Here is a 22027-nt window from a genome sequence, read left to right as displayed (position 1 = left end):
AAGCGCTTTTTACACTGGTTTGTTGCTATGATTGCTGGTGAAGTTATCTTGCGCAAGGAGTGATCAAAATGGCTCAAACAAAGAAATCAACTAAATTAACTTTATCAGCACTCATTCTAATGATCTTTACCTCTGTTTTTGGGTTTACCAATATTCCGCGGGCGTTTTACCTAATGGGTTACGCGTCAATTTTTTGGTACATTATTGCTGCAGTGACCTTTTTTATTCCGTTTGCTTTTATGCTGGCGGAATATGGCGCGGCGTTTAAGGATTATAAAGGCGGTATTTATTCTTGGATGGCCAATTCGCTTAATCCTAAGTTTGCTTTTATTGGCACCTTTATGTGGTACGCGTCCTATATTGTTTGGATGGTCAACGTCGGTTCTGGTATTTGGATCCCGTTGTCCAACGCAATTTTTGGGGTGGACAAAACGCAGCAATGGTCCTTATTTGGCCTAAATGGGGTCCAAACGTTAGGCGTTTTGGCCATTTTGTGGGTGCTGTTGATCACTTTTGTGTCGTCTAAAGGGTTGGACTCGATCAAACGAATCACCTCGATTGGTGGGACTGCCGTGGCATTGATCAATATTATTTTATTGATCGGCGGATTGTTCGTCTTGTTTCTAAATGGCCATATGGCGGAACCTTTGTCAGTCAAAGCACTGTTTGTGTCACCGAACCAAGATTTTACGGCGATGATTGCCGTATTTAGCTTCCTAGTTTACGCGATTTTTGCCTATGGTGGTTTGGAAGTCGTTGGCGGCTTAGTTGATGAAACGGAAAACGCGGCGGTCACTTTTCCTCGGGGCATCACGATTTCTGCCATAATCATCGCTGCCGGTTACGCCATCGGTATCTTTATTATGGGCGCCTTCACCAATTGGAATTTTGCCTTCACTAAATTTGGCAGCGCTCAGGTGACATTAGGCAACGTGGCGTACATTGCCATGAACAATATGGGTTACCAGATTGGCCACGCACTGTATTTATCTGAAGCAGCTTCGATCCAAGTTGGCCAATGGATCAGCCGGTACATGGGCTTATCGATGTTTTTGGCCTTGTCGGGTGCCTTTTTCACCTTAATTTTTTCACCATTAAAGCAATTGATCGAAGGCACACCGAAAGTAATTTGGCCACGAAAATTAACTGTGATCAAAAATGGCGTGCCCATCAACGCGATGCGGATCCAAGCCGCAATTGTGATTGTGATCATTTTTGCAGTTTCCTTTGGTGGCCGGGGTGCTAAGGCGTTCTTTGATATTTTGGTATCGATGACCAATGTATCAATGACGCTACCTTACATGTTTATCGCGTTTGCGTTTCTAGGCTTTAAAAAGAAAACGACAATCAAAAAGCCGTTTACGATGTATAAATCAAAATTTGCCACGTACCTCGGTGTTGGTGTGGTTATTTTGTCAGTTGGTTTCGCTAATGTGTTCACTATTATTGAGCCCGCCGTCAATGGTGATTGGGCGAAAACAATTTACTCAATTGCCGGGCCGGCACTATTTGGCCTTGTGGCTTGGGGCTTATTTCAACGTTATCAACATCAAGCGAGTAAATAAGCGCAGCGCCAGTGTGCATAAATCTAATTATGCCACCGGCGCTTTTATATTGACTAAATGACGTATGCGGCATGAGCCTTTTTAGCTGGAAAAGAGCTTGCAAATGGCGGCATGACCGGCTATGCTAAATAAATCAAGAATAGAGGTTAAACGGATGCGCAAAAAATACTTGTTGGTGGGTTTACTGGTGTTGTTCCTGTTAGGCGGCGGTGGCTGGTACTTCTATCAGTGGCAGCAGCGCCAACAGACGACAGCAGCCGTCCAAAAGGTAGCCACGACCTACACCCAAGCTTTTAGTCAACAGAATTTCACGAAAATGGTTGGCCAAGTGGACAAACAACAACTGACTGGTGGTGACTATCAGTACACCGCTAAAAAAGTTGTCGCCCGGAATGTTGCTGTTTTTGGCCAAATTGGGGCCAGTGATATGCAAATCAAGCAGTTAAAAGTCACTCGTAAAAGTGCAAAAACTTACCAAATGACGTTTGATCTGAATTTACAGACGATGATCGGGGCGTTAACAGTCAAGCACTATCAAACCACTGTCCAATTAGTAAAGGGTCACTGGCGGGTTATTTGGACACCGGCGATGCTGTTCCCCCATATGAATGGCACCGATACAGTTCAATTACAATGGCAGCAGGGTAAGCGTGGCGAAATTGTTGACCGTAATGGCCAAGCTTTAGCGAAAGATGGTCAGGTGACCCAAGCCGGAATGGTGCCAAGCCAGCTCGGTAGTGGCACCACGCGCAGTACGAATCTGACCAAAATTAGTCAGCAGTTTAGCGTCGATGTCGCCACATTAAAGCAGTCGTTGCAGCAACAGTGGGTCACCAAGGATAGTTTTGTGCCGATTAAAACGGTGACCACTAAGCCAAGTTTGACCGGAGTCACGTACCGAGCAGTGTCGGCGCGCACCTATCCAACCGGTGAAGCCAGCGCCCAATTGATTGGTTACGTGGGTGAGGTAACGGCGGCCGACTTGAAGAAGCATCCCGAATTACAAACCGGTGATAATATTGGCAAAACTGGTTTAGAGCGCTATTACGATAAGCAATTACAAGGCCAAGACGGCGGTAAGATCACCATCAATAATGGCGATACGGTGAGTCGCACGTTGTTAAAAACGCAAAAACGGGATGGCAAAACCATCAAGCTGACAATTGATCGCAGCAAACAGGTCAAAGCCTATCAGCAATTAGCTGGCAAAAAAGGTGCTGTTGTCACCATGGATCCGCGCAATGGCCAATTATTGACGTTGGTCAGTTCACCAAGTTACGATCCCAATTTATTTGCTACCGGGATTAGTCAAAAAGATTACCAGAAATACGCCAGTAACACAGCGCAACCATTTTTAAGCCGCTTTACTCAGCGGTACGCGCCTGGCTCCACCTTTAAAATGCTGACGGCAGGGATTGCGTTGGACAACGGCACGATCACCACGGCCACCACCAAGTCAATTAGTGGGCTAAAGTGGCAGCAAGACAGTAGCTGGGGCAGTTATCAAGTGACGCGGGTGACTGATGCGGCTAGTGAAAACATGACGCAAGCCTTGGTTAATTCGGATAACATTTGGTTCGCTCAAGCGGGACTACAAATGGGCAGTAAGGCTTATTTAAAAGGGCTACAACCATTTTTCAGTGCGCAAGCTAATTTACCCTTGGCACTGAATAAGCCGCAAATTTCCAATAGCGGGCAATTGACCAGCAAAATCCTACTAGCGGATACGGCGTATGGTCAAGGCCAATTACTATTAGCGCCGATCCAACAGGCAACGATGTACACTGCAATTGCCAATGACGGCCAAATGCAATTACCGACGTTGTTATTGGATAAAACGGCCAAGCAGCAAACCGTTTTGAAAAAAGCTAGTGCCACCGCGGTTAAGCAAGCTTTAGTCCAAGTGGTTGCTGACAGTCAAGGCACCGCCCATGCGTTACAAATTAGCGGTCATAATATTGCCGCTAAAACGGGCACCGCTGAATTGAAACAAAAGCAAGATACTGACGGCGAACAGAATGGCTTTTTAATGGCCGCTGACGCCGACAATGATACGTATTTAATGGTGGCCATGCTGGAAGGTACTGGTAGTGAAGACGTGGTCACCGCAATGAAACCCTACGTGGAAACCTTATATTAGCAAACAAAAAACGACGCCAATTTGGCGTCGTTTTTTTGTTTATTTATTTACTACTTGCTAACTGTTTATGGTCATAATGCTGGTACATTAACCAAGCAATCAAGCCAAAGACGATGGGGCCAATCACCATTTCAAAGGCATCTAAGTATTGGCCTTCTAACAACGGTTGGATAATTGTGAACAGAATACCGAACGCTAACACCAGGTCAACGACAATCGTAATGATCCAGGTCCAGGTTTGGTTCTTATAAATTTCAAAGGGCCGTTTTAAATCTTGGCGCCGTTTGAAAAATGGAAAAGCAGTCACTAAGAATAAATACGGCAAAGTAGTGGAAACATTGGCCATTTGGGTCAGGACATTGTAGAAGACTTGGGCGTTTTGACCACCAAAAGCGACAATGAAAATTAAAACAGAAACGAAAATTGCTTGCGCCCACATGGCTTTAACCGGCATGCCCGCTTTGTTAGTATCAGCGAAGCCTTTTGGCCAAAGCGCTTTAGGTGTACCAAGGACAAATGATTTTAGTGGTGAATAAATCAGGACGAAGAACGCGCCAAGATAACTAAAGAACATGGCAAAGCCGGTGACCCGGGCAAACCAAATCCCAATTAAGTGTGCGGTGGCTAGACTAAAGCCGAAACTTTGGCCAAAGTAAAATCCAAGATTGTCCATTAAAACATAGGTAATGTTACCTAGATTAGTCGTTTTGTTATTCAGAACTTGTTGCCAATTAGCGGAAATACCCCAAATAAAAATCGACAGCGCGTAACTAATGGCAATCACGACGGTGGCAATGATCAAGCCTTTGGGGAAGGTTTTTTCCGGCTTTTCCATACTATCGGTAACGCCGCCCATAGTTTCCATCCCGCCATAAGCAAAGACCGCGAACACAACAAATGACAGCATACCGATGACACTCTTATAATCAGCATTCGGTGAAGAAATAAAGCTGTGGACGCCGTGAATCGGTTGGGCTAAGTGCAGGCCGTTTTTAAACAGGATCAATAAGCTGACCAAAATGAAGGCCACATTTAGCAACGCAATTAAGAAGCCGCCAAAGGAAGCAATCCGTGAGATCCGTTGGACACCATGGCTGGCCAGTAAGGTGATCAATAGGAAGAAAATAATCCCCAGTAAACCAACCGTTGCCGTTGGCGTCAGGCCGAAAAAACGCCAAGTCTGGGTTTGATCGTGACCAAAAACGAAAGTGGAAAAAGGAATCCAGACTTTGGACGCCGTTGAGACCATCCAGATGATCCACGATGCTAGCCAGATGAAGGTGCCAATGAAGGCAGGACGTTCACCAATTGATTCGGCTAGCCAAGAATAAATGCCGCCGTGAACTTCTTTAAAAGTAGAACCGTACTCGGCAAACATTAAGGATGATGGCAAGAAGAATAAAATTGCGGCAAATAAATACCAAATAATGCCACCATAACCCATTAAATAATAGGCAACAGTGGTGTTAGCGAAACCGAAGATCGAGCCAAAAATCATCAAGATCAGGCCAATAACGGTGATTTTCTTTTGTTTTTCCATTTATAATTTCCTCTAAACATTGTAATTTAGTGGGCTACTACTGCCCTGTACTTACAGATTTTCGTCAGTTTTAAAATTCAGCGGTGAAAAATCAGTTGCTTGGGTCACCATATCAGCAATCAAAGCTTCAAAATTTTGCCGCGCTAAGTCAGCGTGTTGTTGGTTAGCTTGATTCAAGTAACTGATCAGCGCTGTGCCTTTTTTGGTGGTCGCGCCGGCATCGTGTTCAGCTAGTGCTCGTAATAGTTGCGTATGGGTCGCCGTTTGGACGCTACTAAGTAACGGATTAAAAGCGTGATAATGGCTGTCAACAAGCACACCCGCAAGTTTATACAGCCAATAACTGGATTTGGAATCATAAGTTTGACCACCAATTTGATAATCGACTGGCGTTTGCTCAGCGCCAGCATAGAACGGTACGTAAATACTTTCAGCGGTAACGCCCATGGCTAGCCAATGGATATCAGCCAGCGCTGGTGCCAAGTTAGGGCGCAACTGCAAAATATGTGATTCTTGGGTTTTGGCTAAACTGATTGGCCGAAATTTATGGCGATATTTAGCCTTACCGCTACCAACGGGATCGTATTTAGTCCCTTGATAGTGGGAGGCAAGGATCTGAGCGACTTGTTCAAAATGAATTGGTTTGTCCGCACGCTGAATAAATGGCAGCGTATCACTTTGGGGTTGTTGCGGCTGTGAAGGTGTCAATATTTTTTGCCCATACCAAACCCGCGGTGTATTATATACAAAATCGCTGGCCGTGTGGGTACCAAAAATCTCGCGAAAATTAAATGGCGTGTCCGCTTGCCATAAATGATGGGCGGCGGCAAAAGCTTGAATACCGGCTGAACTCAAGAAGTTTTGTGCATCGTTAAAGTCGATCACCTGAATGGCCAGCTGGTTGGCCACAACTGCGTAGGCATCATCAGGAATGCGCTGGGCAACCCAGTGATGGCCGGTTGCTGTTTCCATGTACCAGACTTCATCTTGGTCGGCAAATAAAATGCCGTTGCTTTCGGCGGTGCCGTATTGTTCGACTAAGGCGCCTAAACGCAGCACGCCAGCACGGGCAGTTTTGACGTAAGGTAGGACAACGGTGACCATGGCTTCTTCAGCAATACCAGTTGCCACCAAGGGATCGTAGGCTAACACACGTTCATTAGCGTAAGCACTTTCGGTGGCGCTCATGGCAACGCCGTATTCATTAAAGCCATCTTCTTCGAATAAGCCGAATTCATCCGTCCACTCTGGCGTGGCATTGTACTTTGCTTGTTCCAGTGGCAAGGTCAGCGTGAAGCCAGTATCCTTTGACTTAAACTCCGGCGCGGTGGCATGGCTTTGGCGGGGATGGCTAACAAAATGTTTTGGCCACGCGGCTTTACTATCTTCATTGCGGCCAATTAGCAGCGAACCGTCAGCACTAGCTGCTTTACCGACTAGAATACTAGTGCACGCTGACAAATTAGTTAACATTTGTTTTTGCATATTAATCTCCTTTTATACATAAATTTAAAAATATCAGCATAATTATACCATTTTCGCCAGCAGTGGCACGCTTTCTAAGGATTAGATGAGTAAAGTTAGTTTAAATAGGGTTAAAGATGAGAATTCACAAAGAAAATCATCATAAAAGCCCGCTATGCAGCAGGATTGAGTACAATGAATGGAAATCAGATGCGGAGGTAGCGGGGATGGACAAAAATGAGTTAGGTAAAAAAATCAGTTTTACGATCATTGCGAGTATATTAGTGGCCGTGGCCTTGAATAATTTCTTGATTCCAGCAGCAGTTTTTAGCTCAGGGGTCAATGGTCTGGCACAGCTAGTCTCCACGTTATTAGCTCGCTTTACCGGCTGGCACGTTCAAACTGGGTGGTGGATCTTACTGTTTAATCTGCCGATTGGCGTGTTAGGTTGGTTCAAAATCGGCCGCGGCTTCACGTTATTTAGTATTTTGACGGCGGCGTTGACCTCGGTGCTATCAGTGCTTTTACCGATCCAAGCGTTATCAACGAATCCGTTGATGAATGCGATCATTGGGGGTGTCCTTACCGGCATCGGCGTTGGCTTAGCGCTGAAATATGGTTTCTCCACTGGAGGAATGGACATTGTCGCTTTTGCGTTGGCCAAAACCACTGGCAAAAGTATCGGCACGTTGATGTTGGCAATCAACGGCCTGATCATCGCCATTGCGGGTTTCAGCATCAGCTGGTCCAGCGCGTTGTACACGATTATTTCCATCTATTGTATGTCGCGGGTCATCGACAGTATTAATACCAGCCAACAAAAGGTCACCGTGATGATCGTTACCCAGCAATCAACCGCCTTGATCAAAGCTATTCATGAACGTTTGATTCGTGGTATCACAATTTTGCCCGCCCGTGGTGCCTACACGCAAAAAGACAGCAACGTGTTGATGATCGTGATCACCCGCTATGAACTTTACGATATTGAACAAGCGGTAAAAACGGTTGATCCAGCAGCGTTTGTTAACATTTTAAATACCACCCAAGTTTTAGGTGAATTTTTAGATGAAGACCATAAAAGTCAACTTGCGCAAACGTCTAAGAGTTCGGTATAATCTAGAAGGTTAAGTTTAAATGAGGAAGTGATTAATTTGCCATTAGTTCATATCGATTTATTGGCTGGCCGTACGCCCGAACAATTAAAGCAAATGGCCGCTGACGTTACCGCTGCAATCGCCAAGGACGCCAATGTGCCAGCTGATGATATTCATATCGTGCTTAACGAAATGCCGCACGATCATTATTTTGTTGCCGGTAAGGAAAAAGACGCTAAATAGCTAATTTAGACGTAACGGTGGCACATAGTGGTCGCCGTTTTTGCATAGTTGAAAATGAATGGAGCGGATGTTTTGAGTTACTATCAATATGGCACGCAAACAACGAACCAAGCGGGGCACTTGAGTATTGGCGGCGTGGATACCATCGAACTAGCCCATGAGTACGGCACACCATTAATGGTTTATGATGTGGCCTTAATCAAACAACGGATCGCGGGTTTTAAGCAAGTTTTTGAAGAAGCTGGTGTGGCCTATAAAGTCACCTACGCAAGTAAAGCTTTTGCGGCCATCGCCATGTATCAACTATTAGCAGCACAGGGCGTCGGTTGTGACGTGGTTTCTGGTGGTGAAATTTATACCGCGCAACAAGCTGGCTTCCCTCTGGCCACGGCTTCATTTCACGGGAATAATAAATCAGCGGCCGAACTAGATTATGCAGTAACGGCTGGCGTGGGCACGATCGTATTAGATAATTTCCACGAAATTGATTTATTGGACCAAGTTTTACAGGAACACGATCAAAAAATCGATGTCTTATTGCGGATCGCACCTGGTATTTCGGCGCACACCCACGAATACATTATGACGGGTCAGGAAGATTCCAAATTTGGTTTTGACCTAAAAAGTGGCCAAGCAACGCAGGCTTTTGAAAAAGTTCAAGCCTTGCCCCGGCTGAATTTGCGGGGCGTACATTGCCACATTGGTTCGCAAATTTTTGAAACTAAAGGGTTTGAAATGGCAGCTAAGGCTATGATCGACTTATTAGCACAGTGGGCCAAAACTGGCTTTACCGCAGAAGTTTTGAATCTCGGTGGCGGCTTTGGCGTCCGCTACACAGCAGCCGATCAGCCGTTAGCGCCACAGGAGTATGTCCGCGACATTATCGCTATCGTTAAAAAAGAAGCCACAACCGCTAACTTGCCTTTACCAGAAATCTGGATCGAGCCAGGGCGTTCGATGGTCGCCGAAGCAGGCACCTCGTTGTACACCGTTGGCTCACGGAAAGATTTACCAGGTATCCGCAGCTACGTGGCTGTAGATGGTGGCATGGGTGATAATATTCGTCCAGCACTATACGAAGCTAAATATAACGCAGTATTAGCCAATGATCCTGACGGCGCCGCAGTAGAGACGGTGTCGATTGCCGGTAAATATTGTGAGTCTGGTGACATGTTGATTTGGGACTTGCCTTTACCGCAAAGTCAACCAGGGGATGTGTTAGCCATGTTCGTTACGGGCGCTTATGGTTATTCGATGGCTAGCAACTATAATCGCAATCCACGCCCAGCGGTTGTCTTTGTTGAAAACGGCCAAAGTCGCTTAATTATTAAGCGGGAAACCTACGCCGATATGGCTCACCTTGATCTAAATGAAAGCCCTTCTCATTTATGATTGCTCTATTGACTTTTTTTAAGTATAATGAGGGAAAGTAAAAGAGGTGAGTCCTGTGAGTGAAACTGAAAAAGATGTTGCACAAACTGAGGAAAGTGGCGAAGTCGATGCCGTTAGAGATAATATTTTAACGGCCTTAGAATCCGTGATCGACCCTGAATTAGGGATCGATATTGTTAACCTTGGTTTAATTTATGGTGTTGATTTGAACGAAGAAGGTTTATGTCACATTAAGATGACGTTGACCACAATGGGTTGCCCACTATCTGATTTGCTGAATGAACAGATCAACCAATCGTTAAGTGAAGTTCCTGAAGTTAAGGACGTTGACGTTGAATTGGTTTGGTATCCAGCTTGGTCAGTTGACAAGATGAGTCGTTATGCCCGGATTGCATTAGGTATCCGTTAGATATAATCAAAGAGAGTGGGACAAGCAATTGTCTGACTCTTTTTTTTCGTGAAGAGGTGTACAAGTGCAAAATGTAATGACCACCGCTTATGTGCAAGACGTTCAGCAATTACGGCGGCAATATGCGGCACTACCGGCAGTGGCCCAGCGTTTAGATGGTATCTTGCGTAATATTTATCGACTGAGTCAAAATAAGTTACCACAACCACTGCCGAATTTAATTTTACCGGAAACAATTCTGATTGAGTGGACGTTACAACAGCCACAACAGGATTTTAGTCAAGCGGCGGTTGAATTTCAACGCTTGGACCGTTGTCTGCAGAATTATCGCGGTTTTTTGCAAGATCAATTTGGCTTTTGGGGTCAAATTACGCCAGCGGTAGCGGCCGGCATTGCCCGCTTACCGGGTAAACGTTATTTAGAAGTTATGGCAGGCAATGGGTATCTAAGCTATGGCTTGCGTCAATTCAACCAACAAGTTTACGCCACTGACAGCCTCGGCTGGGTGGTGGAAAACGAAACTGGCAAGCAGCTACTGACGCCAGTCGAAAAATTAGATGCATTGGCAGCTTACCGCAAATACCGCCAGCAAATTGATTATGTCGTGATGGTTTGGAGCCCTGACGGTGTCCCAATTGATTGGCAACTGCTACAATTAATGCGTCAGGATACACCACAGATCCCTTTGCTGTGTATCGGCGAGCGTAACGGCTGTACTAACAGCACTGAATTTTGGCAACAGGCCCATTACCAGCATTCGGCGCAGGTCACGGCCCTAAATCAGTGTTTTCCACCGTTAGATCTGGTGCACGAACAGTTATTTTGGATCAATTAGTGTCAGCCACAGCGGGTGGTAACTGCACCTGATTAGGGCTGTCTGAATTAGCGCGCCTAATAAATAGCTACTTAATTTTCAAGCAGCTACTGGACAGGTGGCTTGTTTACCGGCTATGCTGTAATTAAATAATCTATCATGAAATAGGTGAAACTCACGTGTTAAAACGTAAATCGCTTTTGGTTGTCTTGAGCGCACTTGTCGCGTTTTTAGGTGTTTTCTTCTTTAGTCAAATGAACCGAGTCGTCTATCAGGATCTGTTGGATCATGCTGGGCTATCCACTAGTGCCCAGGTCCTAACAACCAAACATCAACAGACCATCGTCAACGCTAATCAGCAATTGGCGCAAAATAAGCAGCTGACCAATTACCAAGTCCAATATCGTCAGCCGCATTCAAATACGATTTATATGTATGGCGCTGGTAATTTTAAAACGTTACCGTTAGTTTCTGGTCGTTTTTTTAGTGACAGTGATTTTATTTCGCCAGTGCCAGTGGTGGTAGTGGGTCAAAAGGTTGCAAAAAATTTGTATACACCGACTAATCAAAGTTACTTGAAGTATGGTGATCGCTATTTATCGGTGATTGGTGTGGTGGGGACCAAGAAAGACAGTCAGTTAGATAACATGATCTTCATTTCAACGTCAACGCAACAAAGTTTAGCGCAGCAGTCATTGACGAAGTTTGATATTCGCCTAGACGGCAAGCCGAAGTTGACCCATTTGGCTACATTTAAGCGCCTATTTCAGGCTAGTTCAGCTAAACGACTGGTTCCACAAAGTACGCCGTTTGTTGGCTTAGCTTGGTTTGAAGAGTATTGGTGGTTCGGTGGCGCCTTGGTTTTGATCATTGTCTTATTATTGGTCGTCGCTGAATTATGGTTGGTATTAGCCCGGCGCATGTTGCATGCTGCTAGTTTTTATACTGACGATACCACTGATTTTTACTGGCGCGAGCTACGCCATTTTGCGTTATGGTCACTAGTGGCAATTGCTTTAGGTGGCTTAATCGGCGCGTGGCGGCTATATATTCTTCAATATGATCTGTTAGGTATTTTATTAGTGGTTATTTATTTGCTCAGCTTAAGCTATTATGGCCTGCGCTTGCGGCACACGCTAAAACGACTCGCACCACATTAGACCTTAAATAGGTGCTTAAACGAAAAGGGGAAAAAGTTTGTTACCAGAAGGATTTGCAGCAAAATATCAACAGTTACTAGGTGACGAAGCCACTGCTTTTCTAGCTAGTTTTCAGGCCAGTGGCGATAAAGGCTTTCGGCTCAACCCGTTGAAGCCCAATCCGCAGGCTGTTGCCTTGGATTTAGATCAGCCAGTACCGCGGTCACAGTGGGGTTACTATGGTGCAGTGAAAGGGCGCCAGGTTGATCATCAAGCCGGCTATGTGTACAGTCAAGAGCCCAGTGCCATGTTAGTTGGAGCCGTTGCGGCACCGCAGCCCGGCGAGCGGGTGCTGGATCTATGTGCCGCCCCTGGTGGAAAAACCACGCATTTAGCTAGTTTCATGCAGCAACAGGGGTTATTAGTCGCCAATGAGATCATGCCTAAACGCGCTAAAATCTTGGCCGAAAATGTGGAACGCTTTGGTATTACCAACGCTGTGATCACTAATGAAACGCCAGAACGGCTAGCTAGCCAATTTCCCAGCTATTTTGACCGCATTTTAGTCGACGCACCATGTTCTGGTGAAGGCATGTTTCGTAAAGATCCAGCGGCTAAAAAATATTGGACCCCAGACTACCCAGCAACCTGTGCGCAGCGGCAACGAGAAATTTTAACTGAAACGCTAAAAATGCTCCAGCCTGGTGGTGAATTGATCTATTCAACTTGCACCTTTAGTCCAGAAGAAGACGAGCAGATCATCGCTTGGTTGTTACAAGAATACCCACTGACGGTGGTGCCAATTGAACGGACAACAGGGATGAGTGCTGGACGACCAGAATGGGCGGATAACAACCCCGCCTTAGCCGGCACGCTGCGGCTATTTCCCCATTTATTCCGTGGTGAAGGGCACTTTATCGCTAAATTACGACTAGCAGACACTGCGCCAGCTGTAGCAACACCTGTTAAAGCAGCACATAAAGCGAAAAAAGGGCGGCGGCCAGTTGCAGCCTTGACTAAGGAGCAACAAGCATTATGGCAAGGCTTTAGCCAAGCCATTTTACCAGCGGCTAACTATCAACATTTGTTGGTTCATCGTGAGCATTTATTTGCCCAGTCAGTGGCGGTTGCACTTAAAGGCCTAAAAGTTGTCCGGCCTGGCTTGCCTTTAGGTGAGTTTAAGCGGAACCGCTTTGAGCCGGCGTATGCGCTAGCTTTGACCTTATCCAGCGCGCAGCAAATGCTCGATTTAACCACAGAACAGTACATCAAATACGTACACGGGGAAACGTTCACCACAGCGGCAACCGGTAAAGGCTGGTTTCTACTACGTTATCAGGTTAAATCAGTTGGCTTCGGTAAATTAACTGGCCAAACGATGAAGAATTTCTTTCCCAAAGGACTACGCTTTGTGGCTGATATTGCGGACTAAAAAAGAATCCAAGTTGGATTCTTTTTTAGATTATCTCTGAAATTTTCCTATAAACCGAGCTAGTTAGCCTCCATTCCGTCGCCAGTGGACGGAACGAGTGCGACTTGAACTGGGCGGTCTTTGCCATAGTTCAATCGACAACGGGAAGCAAGCACTGTTTAATGAGTAAGTACTACTTGATACTTGCTAAACTTAGTTGCTAGGAACGAGCGATAGCGGCCCACTGGCGACTACATTCCAGCAGGCAACGGTTGAACGTTTAACTATTGATTGTTTAAGTGGCAAAGCTATTAGTGGAAATCAGAATACAAAACGCCGATAAAACAGTTCTCTGACTGTTTTATCGGCGTTTTTTTGCACATACAACCTACTTTAAAGCTACGACTCACTAATAAATGTCGGTTAATCCTAATTGAACCAACCAAACAATTAATCTAATTCACAAAATAATGCTCAAACGCTGCCAAGGTGAAATGGAGGCGCTGGCGTTATCAGCTGTGTCGATGGTACTTGGTGACCGTGGTCGCCTAGTACCATGCGCGGCTGGCAAGATCCATTTTCTTTTCCGATTGGGCTTAATTGGAAAGAAAATTAGCTTGCCAACGTGCCACGCGTTCCATACGCCAGCGCCGGAATGGAACCAAACTAACTCTGCCTACGAGCTAATAGTGCAGCCGTACTTCAGCAAGACTCTTTTTTATAGTTTGATTTGTCGTTGTGCCGCGTAGTTCACCAATTCTGGACTGAAAATCAGTTGCGCTTTTTGCGGTAATTCACTGACATTACGACAGCCCAGCAAGGCAAAAATTAATTTTAATTGTGTGAGCCATTCGGCCAGCCATGCTTGCGTAGCATCAAGGCCGTTTTTTTGTAAATGATGTAAAATTGTGCCGGCGACGCCAACTGATTTGGCGCCTAGTGCTAGGGCTTTGACGATATCCAGCGGCTGGCGTACACCGCCGGAAGCGTAGATGGTCAGTTGCTGCTGGTAGGCGCGGCTTTCCAGTAAGGACTCAACCGTCGATTGGCCCCAGCCGGCTAAGTAAGCGAGGTCACGTTGTGGTCGGCGGGCATTTTCAATTTGGACAAAATTAGTGCCACCGCGCCCGCCAAGATCAACGTATTGGCTGCCTGCTTGGCTTAATTGGGCGAGGGTCGTTTGGCTCATGCCGAAGCCAACTTCTTTTACGATGACGGGCACAGATAACTTGGTTACCAGCTGGCTCAGATTGGCCAACCAGTAGAAACGTTGTTCACCTTCAGGCATAACAACTTCCTGAGGCGTATTTAAATGCACCTGTAACGCGTTGGCGTGCAACATGGCTACTGCTTGCTCTGCCTGTGCTAAAGTAGCGTCAGCGCCTAAATTAGCTAGAATAACGCCCTTTGGATTAACGTCACGAACGATCTTAAAGCTAGCCGCTAATTCTGGTTCCTTCAAAGCGACACTTTGGGAGCCAGTGGCCATGGGGATAGCTAAATTAGCCGCAATAGTGGCTAACTGCTGGTTTAGTTGCTGTGTGCATGGGCTACCACCAGTCATGGCGTTGATGTAAAAAGGCACGGCCACCGGTTGGCCAGCTAGGGTTGTGGTGAGATCAATTTCACTCAGGGCAATCTCGGGTAAACTTTGGTGCAGCAGACGAACTTGATCAAAATCATTTGTTATAGTTGGCGTGTAAAACTTTTCTGCTAAAAAAACATGTTCGTCTTTGCGATGGGCGTGGGCAGATAATTTAGCCAAGGTGGTAGCCTCCTTTGTATATGTGGTCGCTGACGACAAAAAATAAGCGGTTCGTGGTTACAGGATTGTAACTGCGCGGACCGCTTTAGTTTGCTTATAATGTCACGTTGTGGACGGCCAGTGCCAGTTGCTCAATACCGTTTTGTTGCCAGTCAGCGGCTAATTGGTGTGTGGGCAAAGCTGAGTCGAGAATGGCAATACCACAATCACCACCGCCAGCACCAGAAGATTTCGCTGCACCGCCGAATTCTTCGGCCAAATTACACATTTTTTGTAATAGTGGCGTCTCAATCGACACGTGACTGAAATCACTTAATTGTTGTAGTAATTCGCGATTCCGCTTGATTTGGTTTTGAATCACGGCTAAGTTTTTCTGTTTGAAGCCCGTAATCATTTGTTTTAAGCAGTCAGCACTTTGTTCCAAAAACTGCTGGTAAGCGCCACGTTTTTTAGCTTTAGCAATCGTGATCTTATCAACTAATTGTGAGGTCGACGCTGGCGAGCCAGTCCAACCAATCATTAATTGCAAGTTTTCTGGTGGGGTCAACAGTTCAATATTGAGCTGCGGCCATTCCAGATTTAATAGTGCCTTTAAGCCAGTTTCACGACGAACGGCTTGCAACCAATCACGATCAAATGCTTGATACGCGATCCAACCACCATAGACGCTGGCGGCAATGTCACCCAGTGACCCATTGCCTTGAACATCTAGATGCGCAATTGCAGCTAATTTATATAATTTATCCTTACTCAAAGGTAAGTCATAATAGGCGAGCAAAGCTTTGATCGTTGCTACCGTAACGGCCGCGGAACTACCTAAGCCATATTTTTTACCGTCAGCTGAATCGAGTTGACTATTAATGCGTAGATGATAAAGCGATAACCGCTTACCACTTTCCAACGCATACTTTTCAGTTAGGCGAATCGCCGAGAGAATGTAATGAAAGGGATTATCCCGGTTGTCAAAAACCATTTCATCACCTTGGCGCGACCAATATAGTGAGTTTTCCTGGTATTGCTTCGATACAATACTGCCAAAATCGGCGCTTTTTTCAATGCTGACCGTCACAAATTGATTCAATGCGACAATAACAGCGGGTAATCCAGTCTCCACAACTGCGTATTCACCCGCAATATATAGCTTGCCAGGGGCCTGAGCCGTTATCAAAAAATCATTTCCTTTCAACCACAACAATTAGATATGGACAGTGTGGCGAATGACATTTTTAAAACACGTTCTAAATGTCCAGAACGTGCTCGCCATTTCGTCATACCTTATTATAAATACGCAATTCCTGGGCCAGGCTTAGCCACCAACAAATGGTCGGCGGGAAAGTGCTGACGTAGGCGCGTCAAGATAGCGGGTGTCTCCTTGGCCGAACAGATAACCTTCACGTTCGGACCCGCATCCATAGTATAATAACAAGAAACCCCATTATTGCGCAAGCTTTGAACTATTTCAATAGCGGCCAAAGTTTCTGGTTCAAAATAAGTAAACGGCGGTGTGGCGCTAAGTGTGGTGGCATGCATTTTCATAGCGTTAGCTTCAGCTAATTGTCCAATTAAATTTAAATCTTTTTTAAGAATTGCGGCTTTCATGGCGATAAGATCTTTTTCCGCACTAGGTGGCCAAGCGGTGTAATAAGGTGAAGTGGCGACAACCTGGGCCATCCCGGCACGACTGGCAACTTTCTTGGGTCGTGGATCTAACAAAATAGCGATCATTTGAATATCGAAATCAATCGTTTCTTGAAAAGGGACCGCCTGCGAATCAAGATCATTGTGGCCTTTTTGCCATTCGACAAAGCCACCGTAGATTGAACGTGTGGCGGAGCCGGAACCGCGGCGAGCCAAACGCGATAAAGCTGGCTGATCTAAGGTCAACCCGGCTGCTTTACTGGCGGCTGCAGCTAAGGCAGCAAACCCCGAAGCTGATGAAGCTAGGCCAGCAGCGGTGGGGACATGGTTATACGAATTAACTTGGGCAAAGGCGGTGATGCCGGCACGTTGACGAACTAAATCTAAAAAGTCACGTACCCGTTGGCCGGCAGTTTGATTGAGCACTTGGCCATCGATTTTGATTTGATCTTGCGTCAAAGCAGCGTCAAATTGAACTGTCGTATCAGTGTAAAAGGGGTCTAGCGTCAAGGATAGGCTGCTGTTTTGCGGGATGATCAGCTTGGGATCAGCTTTGCCCCAGTATTTGATCAAGGCGATGTTTGTGTGGGCGCGGGCTGTAACGGCATTATTCATGGTCATACTCCTGATTTTTAGTTTGATTAAGATGCGCTAACGGTTGGACCCAAGTTTGAGTCACACCTTCAGCAGCCAAAGCACGTAACAAGTGTTGGGTAGTGGCATCATCAGCCGTTAAAGCGATAATGCAACCGCCACGGCCACCACCGGTTAGCTTGGTGCCCAGACTCCCGTTACGTTGGGCAACAAAAACTAAATGATCGATGGTTTCATTGCTGACGCCAAGTGTTTGTAAAATTAATTGGGCCGAGGTGAAATTTTTACCCACTTGGGCCAATTGTTGCGAGGCAATGGCTTTGCGCGTTGATTCTGCTAATTCAGCCAGTTGATCTAAAAAGACAGCCGTTTCTTGGGGGAAATCAGCTAAACGCTCACGTACAGTGGTAACGGCTGGACCAGTTTGACCACGAATGCCGCTGTCAGCGATCACTAAATTACCACTTAAATTAATGGGTAAATTATAGCTGGCGTGGCCCTTGATAAACCAAATTGGCGCCGTTGAACTCGTTGTTGCGGCATCCATGCCACTAGGCGAGCCGTGGGTCACTGTTTCCGCAACGTTAGCTAGTTCTAGTAAGGTGGCGCGATTTAATTTTTTTCCAAAAAAGTCATAAAGACTACGCGTTACCGCCACAGCAGTTGCTGCTGAAGAGCCCATACCACGTTCGGCAGGGATCTGGCTTGTGATCGTTAATTTAAAGTTAGCTTGCTGCTGATTGAGCCGCGTCAAAATAGTTTGAATCAATTTTTTGATACCGGAGAAGTTAGTCATGGAGCGCGCCAAGGGCCCCGTATAATAGTTACTTTCAATTAATTGGCCTTGTTCAATTGGTGTGGTTATGGCAGTTAATTTAACTGCTGTTAGCGGCACCACAATTGCCGGCTTGCCATAAACGGCGGCGTGCTCACCAATCAAAATAATTTTGGCGTTGCTCACACCGATGCCTTGTTCTAATGTCATTGCGCCACTCTTTTCTATATTTTAAAATGAATTATCTAAATTTACGTACGTTTTGAAAAATGTGCAACTTCTAGCGCGCTAGCTTGCTACAACCTGTTTATGCTAACTTAGTTATAAAATAACTTAATCAGCGCCAAAGACAGCCGCAACCTGCAGCACGCTAAAAATAAATTGCACGGCAACGTTCACGGTCGCGAAAAAGGGCCGTTTGTGGCCTACTTTTAGCAAAGTACTCATCAATAGTTTATACATTGTCGTGAATAAAGTAAATACCAGTCTTAAAGAGATGAAATAGCTTTCATTAAAATCTAAACCAGTAGTAAAGACTTGATTGCCGTAACCGGCGGAAAATGCTACTATTTTTAATAGTGTTTTAACGTTTAGATAAAATGACAACAGTGACTTAAATTGTGGTCAAATTAGCCAATATAAAGAAAAGAGACCAGATGACGAGCATGAATAAAGACTCGATCTACGCCATCGTTGATTTAGAAACTACCGGCACCAGCGTTAAAACGGGTGACCGAATCATTCAGTTTGGCTGTGCTATGGTACAGCATGGCAAGGTGATCGATCAAATTGCGCTGGATATTAATCCTGAGCGCGAAGTACCCACCAACATTTTACAATTAACGCATTTATCACCGCAACGGTTAAAGGTGGCACCGTATTTTGAAGATGTGGCGGCGACAATCAGTCAACTGTTACGTGATACTGTATTTGTTGCCCACAACGTTAATTTTGATTATCCATTTTTGAATGCAGAATTGCAACGTGTCGGGCAACCAGCCTTGAAACTAGCGGCAATCGATACCGTCGAGCTAGCACAAGTTTTGTTACCCACGGCTGTTAGTTATCGACTTAGTGATCTAACCCAATTATTGGCCATTGAGCACACCAATCCCCATCAAGCTGATAGTGACGCGGTGGTGACTGCCCAGCTATTTATTGCTTTAAGTCAGCGACTGGCGAACCTGCCGTTAGTGACCCGGCAAGCGCTGGCTAAATGTGCAACGCGCTCAGCCCGCGAGACTGGTTTATATTTTGCGGTGCACGCGCAACAAAACGCAACCCCATTACCTGATTACTTGTACGTGAGTCATGGGTTAGCGTTGCGCAAAAAATCCGTTACCACAACCCGCTTAACGACTAGTGCTAAAACATATCCAGCAACGGATGCAGAAAAAAAGCATTATTTACGGCCACTATTGAAATGGCGTAAAACGCAAGGTAAAATGATGGATCTGATCTACGCTAATTACGCCGAGCAACCACAGCCAATGATTCTGGAAGCCGCTACTGGCCTGGGTAAGTCATTAGGTTATTTATTGCCTTTTAGCTTTCACTTACAGGGCCAACAAAAATTAGTAGTCAGTACATCGACAGCAGTACTACAGACCCAATTTGTTCAGCAGACTGTGCCCTTGCTCAATCAATTATTGGATATTGATCTGCAAGCTGCAATCGTGAAAAGTCCACAGCACTATATCGACCTCGCTAAGTTTAGCCAAGCGTTAACAGTGGCGGATAAGGTCAAACAAATTCAGCTACTTAAGATGAAATTACTAGTTTGGTTGACAATGACGAAAACAGGCGATTTTGCTGAATTACATTTAACCACTTACCATTCGCCACTATTCGCTGAGATCAGTCACCATAGCCACGAATTAGTGGCGACGGATGCACCTTTTGCCACCGATGATTTTTGGCTAGCTGCTCATAAACAGCAACAACAAGCAGATATACTGGTGACCAACCATGCCTTTTTAAGCCAGCACGTGAACGATGAACAATTTTTTCCCAAAAATAGTTATTTAGTGGTCGATGAAGCACAACAATTTCCGGATGCTGCTTTAAAGGCTAGCAGCCAACAAATCATTAGTGGAGCAATTACACAATTATTAAAACGGCTGCACAAAACGTTGACTGGCACTGAACAACCAACCTTGGCTACTTTATTAAGTAATGATCCAGTTGCCCATTATAATGTGGTTTCACTGGATTATGGCTTAAGTGAATTTAGCCAGTTATTGCAACAGCTACAGCAGCAGTTGTACTTAGACTTCATTGCTGAACAAATTCCGTTAGAACGGCGCAATGGTTTTATCGAACGACCGCTTGCGGAAACCGAGCTAACTGAGTGGGTAACCGCCAACCGGGGATTCGGCCAAAAGTTACGGCGTTTGCTAAATGATTGTTTATTGCTAGCCGACAAGCTTGATCAATATTTATTAAACGAACAAGCTAGCTGGTTAGTGAGTGAACAGAAGTTATGGTTAGATTTTAATCAACAGGTCCACGAGTTAATGCAAGTGCGCCAGTTATTGCGGGATGTTTTTACTCAGTTAGCTGACGCTGATCATGGTCAGTTAGTTTGGCTGACTTTAAAAGACTATGGTGACGCGGCTAGTTTGACCTTACAGCTAAGCCGGCTAGATATTACGCCCGTGGTAGAGCGGCTACTACAACATTTTGCGCCGCCAGTATTTACTGGTGCAACTCTGACCGTTGCCCATAAATTCGATTACTTTGAACAGCAAATGGGCTTATCCGCTGATGCTGTCGTGGAAAAACGCTTCGCCAGTCCGTTTCGCTATAAGCGCCAAGCTGCTTTTTACGTGGTGGCTGATGGACCAGCAATTCGCGGTGCCGCTGATCATGCCTATACGAACTACGTGGCGCGTGCAGTTTATGCGCTGACCCACGATAATCAACGGCAAACTTTGGTGCTGTTCAATTCACTGCAAATGATCGCCGAGGTCTATCGAGCGTTAATGCAAACTAATTTGCCGTTGCAGCGAGAAATCTTTGCCCAAGGTGTGACGGGCAGTAAAGAACGTATCACCAAGCGCTTTAGTTTGAGCCAACGTGGGATTTTGTTAGGTACCGGCAGTTTCTGGGAAGGAATCGATCTGCCAAAGGAAGCGTTGGAACAATTAGTAATTGCACGTTTACCATTTGAAGCACCGGATGGGATTTTGACCCGGGCGCGTTATCAAAAATTAACGGCAGCAAAGTTAAATCCATTTTTTAAGGAAGCCTTACCTAAGGCTACTATGCGTTTACATCAAGGCTTTGGCCGTTTAATTCGTACTAGTGCTGACCGGGGTGTGATGGTGGTATTAGATGATCGAATCGTCACCACTAGCTATGGTAAAAGAATGCTGAAGACACTGCCAGCATCGTTACCGAAAACGACGGCTGACCTAGTTGAAGTTGTAGCGGCTGCAGATGAGTTCTTCGCAAGAAAAGTTTAAATTTTTTGGTCTAAAAATTGACTAGAAATCTGCTATAATAATTGTGTCGTAGTTTTACGGCCTAATTTACAGCTAGAGGGGAAATTATGCGGAAACATTGGAAATCATATAGTTTAATTGGCGTGGTTTTATTGATCATTGTCAGTGCATTACTTATTTATCATGCTGCCAATAAACCAGCCGTGACGGCGCGCCGTGAAGCAATTGCGTTGGCGGAAAAATACGGCCACGTCACCACTGTTGATGATTTTTATTGGTTTAATCACAAACAAAGCTACTTAACTGTTGCTGGGGAGACCAAGCAGCATAATGCGGTTTTTGTGATCATCGCACAAAAGGGTGGTAAAATCACAGTGCTGAATCAGAGTTCCGGCATTTCCCGCAATACGGCCTTAAAGCGTGTTTGGCAGACACAGGCACCTAAAAAGGTTTATAATGCAACTCTAGGACTTTATCACAAGAAACCAGTGTGGGAGATTTCATTTGCGGATAAGAATGGTCGTTTAGGTTACCAAACATTGGATTTTAAATCCGGTAAGTCAGTTAAGTTACTTAAAAATATATAGGTTTGGGAGTG

Annotated in this window: 17 protein-coding genes; 11 read left to right on the top strand and 6 right to left on the bottom strand. The window is 45.4% G+C overall.

Annotated elements, in window-relative coordinates; all coding sequences use genetic code 11:
- Positions 1-68 precede the first annotated feature (68 nt).
- Both yjeM (EKM80_RS04105) and pbp4 read left to right on the top strand, forming a co-directional pair.
- Entirely contained in the window at positions 69-1565 is a 1497-nt protein-coding gene (gene yjeM, locus EKM80_RS04105) for a glutamate/gamma-aminobutyrate family transporter YjeM (protein ID WP_125551856.1), read from the top strand.
- 154 nt (positions 1566-1719) lie between these two features.
- Positions 1720-3705 (top strand): penicillin-binding protein PBP4(5), encoded by a 1986-nt coding sequence (gene pbp4 / locus EKM80_RS04100; protein ID WP_125551855.1) that lies wholly within the window; start codon positions 1720-1722, stop codon positions 3703-3705.
- A gap of 43 nt (positions 3706-3748) precedes the next feature.
- Here the strand turns inward: pbp4 and yjeM (EKM80_RS04095) are convergent, their stop codons facing one another.
- Positions 3749-5245, bottom strand: coding sequence for a glutamate/gamma-aminobutyrate family transporter YjeM (gene yjeM / locus EKM80_RS04095; RefSeq protein ID WP_125551854.1), 1497 nt, complete (start codon positions 5243-5245; stop codon positions 3749-3751).
- A 51-nt stretch (positions 5246-5296) separates the two neighbouring features.
- On the bottom strand, positions 5297-6730 hold the full coding sequence (locus EKM80_RS04090; RefSeq protein ID WP_125551853.1) for a C69 family dipeptidase: 1434 nt from the start codon (positions 6728-6730) through the stop codon (positions 5297-5299).
- Between the two features lie 206 nt (positions 6731-6936).
- Here EKM80_RS04090 and EKM80_RS04085 point away from each other — a divergent pair, with 206 nt between their 5' ends.
- The 7 genes from EKM80_RS04085 to EKM80_RS04055 all read left to right on the top strand — a co-directional run bounded on the left by EKM80_RS04085 (position 6937) and on the right by EKM80_RS04055 (position 13232).
- On the top strand, positions 6937-7824 hold the full coding sequence (locus EKM80_RS04085) for a YitT family protein (RefSeq protein ID WP_125551852.1): 888 nt from the start codon (positions 6937-6939) through the stop codon (positions 7822-7824).
- A gap of 36 nt (positions 7825-7860) precedes the next feature.
- Complete coding sequence (locus tag EKM80_RS04080) at positions 7861-8046, top strand: 2-hydroxymuconate tautomerase (RefSeq protein ID WP_125551851.1); 186 nt, start codon at positions 7861-7863, stop codon at positions 8044-8046.
- Positions 8047-8118: 72 nt separating this feature from the next.
- Positions 8119-9438: a diaminopimelate decarboxylase gene (lysA, locus tag EKM80_RS04075; protein WP_225418809.1), complete on the top strand. Its 1320-nt coding sequence runs from the start codon at positions 8119-8121 to the stop codon at positions 9436-9438.
- Between the two features lie 55 nt (positions 9439-9493).
- Positions 9494-9847 carry a metal-sulfur cluster assembly factor gene (locus tag EKM80_RS04070; protein ID WP_125551849.1) on the top strand — a complete coding sequence of 118 codons (354 nt, stop codon included), beginning with the start codon at positions 9494-9496 and terminating at the stop codon, positions 9845-9847.
- 64 nt (positions 9848-9911) lie between these two features.
- Complete coding sequence (locus EKM80_RS04065; protein ID WP_125551848.1) at positions 9912-10682, top strand: SAM-dependent methyltransferase; 771 nt, start codon at positions 9912-9914, stop codon at positions 10680-10682.
- Positions 10683-10840: 158 nt separating this feature from the next.
- Positions 10841-11821: an ABC transporter permease gene (locus EKM80_RS04060; RefSeq protein WP_125551847.1), complete on the top strand. Its 981-nt coding sequence runs from the start codon at positions 10841-10843 to the stop codon at positions 11819-11821.
- Between the two features lie 37 nt (positions 11822-11858).
- On the top strand, positions 11859-13232 hold the full coding sequence (locus EKM80_RS04055; protein WP_125551846.1) for an RsmB/NOP family class I SAM-dependent RNA methyltransferase: 1374 nt from the start codon (positions 11859-11861) through the stop codon (positions 13230-13232).
- Between the two features lie 697 nt (positions 13233-13929).
- Here EKM80_RS04055 and fni read toward each other — a convergent pair.
- The 4 genes from fni to mvk form a co-directional block, all read right to left on the bottom strand.
- Positions 13930-14976 (bottom strand): type 2 isopentenyl-diphosphate Delta-isomerase, encoded by a 1047-nt coding sequence (gene fni, locus EKM80_RS04050; protein WP_125551845.1) that lies wholly within the window; start codon positions 14974-14976, stop codon positions 13930-13932.
- A 94-nt stretch (positions 14977-15070) separates the two neighbouring features.
- On the bottom strand, positions 15071-16144 hold the full coding sequence (locus EKM80_RS04045; protein ID WP_125551844.1) for a phosphomevalonate kinase: 1074 nt from the start codon (positions 16142-16144) through the stop codon (positions 15071-15073).
- A gap of 110 nt (positions 16145-16254) precedes the next feature.
- Positions 16255-17229 carry a diphosphomevalonate decarboxylase gene (gene mvaD / locus EKM80_RS04040; RefSeq protein ID WP_125551843.1) on the bottom strand — a complete coding sequence of 325 codons (975 nt, stop codon included), beginning with the start codon at positions 17227-17229 and terminating at the stop codon, positions 16255-16257.
- Positions 17222-18193, bottom strand: coding sequence for a mevalonate kinase (gene mvk, locus EKM80_RS04035; RefSeq protein ID WP_125551842.1), 972 nt, complete (start codon positions 18191-18193; stop codon positions 17222-17224). Before mvk ends, mvaD begins: the two co-directional genes overlap by 8 nt.
- A gap of 455 nt (positions 18194-18648) precedes the next feature.
- Between mvk and EKM80_RS04030 the strand changes: the two genes are divergently transcribed.
- Together EKM80_RS04030 and EKM80_RS04025 are read left to right on the top strand one after the other, a co-directional pair.
- Positions 18649-21450 (top strand): helicase C-terminal domain-containing protein, encoded by a 2802-nt coding sequence (locus EKM80_RS04030; protein WP_125551841.1) that lies wholly within the window; start codon positions 18649-18651, stop codon positions 21448-21450.
- Positions 21451-21536: 86 nt separating this feature from the next.
- Positions 21537-22016: a cell wall elongation regulator TseB-like domain-containing protein gene (locus EKM80_RS04025; protein WP_125551840.1), complete on the top strand. Its 480-nt coding sequence runs from the start codon at positions 21537-21539 to the stop codon at positions 22014-22016.
- Positions 22017-22027: the final 11 nt, after the last annotated feature.

Source organism: Loigolactobacillus jiayinensis, assembly GCF_003946445.1.
GTDB lineage: Bacteria > Bacillota > Bacilli > Lactobacillales > Lactobacillaceae > Loigolactobacillus > Loigolactobacillus jiayinensis.
This window is presented reverse-complemented; position numbering and strand designations above follow the sequence as displayed.

Coding starts and splice junctions, on each gene's coding strand:
- EKM80_RS04085 (WP_125551852.1), top strand. CDS start 6,937: ATGGACAAAAATGAGTTAGGTAAAAAAATCAGTTTTACGATCATTGCG.
- yjeM (WP_125551856.1), top strand. CDS start 69: ATGGCTCAAACAAAGAAATCAACTAAATTAACTTTATCAGCACTCATT.
- mvk (WP_125551842.1), bottom strand. CDS start 18,193: ATGACATTAGAACAAGGCATCGGTGTGAGCAACGCCAAAATTATTTTG.
- yjeM (WP_125551854.1), bottom strand. CDS start 5,245: ATGGAAAAACAAAAGAAAATCACCGTTATTGGCCTGATCTTGATGATT.
- pbp4 (WP_125551855.1), top strand. CDS start 1,720: ATGCGCAAAAAATACTTGTTGGTGGGTTTACTGGTGTTGTTCCTGTTA.
- EKM80_RS04030 (WP_125551841.1), top strand. CDS start 18,649: ATGAATAAAGACTCGATCTACGCCATCGTTGATTTAGAAACTACCGGC.
- EKM80_RS04025 (WP_125551840.1), top strand. CDS start 21,537: ATGCGGAAACATTGGAAATCATATAGTTTAATTGGCGTGGTTTTATTG.
- EKM80_RS04090 (WP_125551853.1), bottom strand. CDS start 6,730: ATGCAAAAACAAATGTTAACTAATTTGTCAGCGTGCACTAGTATTCTA.
- mvaD (WP_125551843.1), bottom strand. CDS start 17,229: ATGAATAATGCCGTTACAGCCCGCGCCCACACAAACATCGCCTTGATC.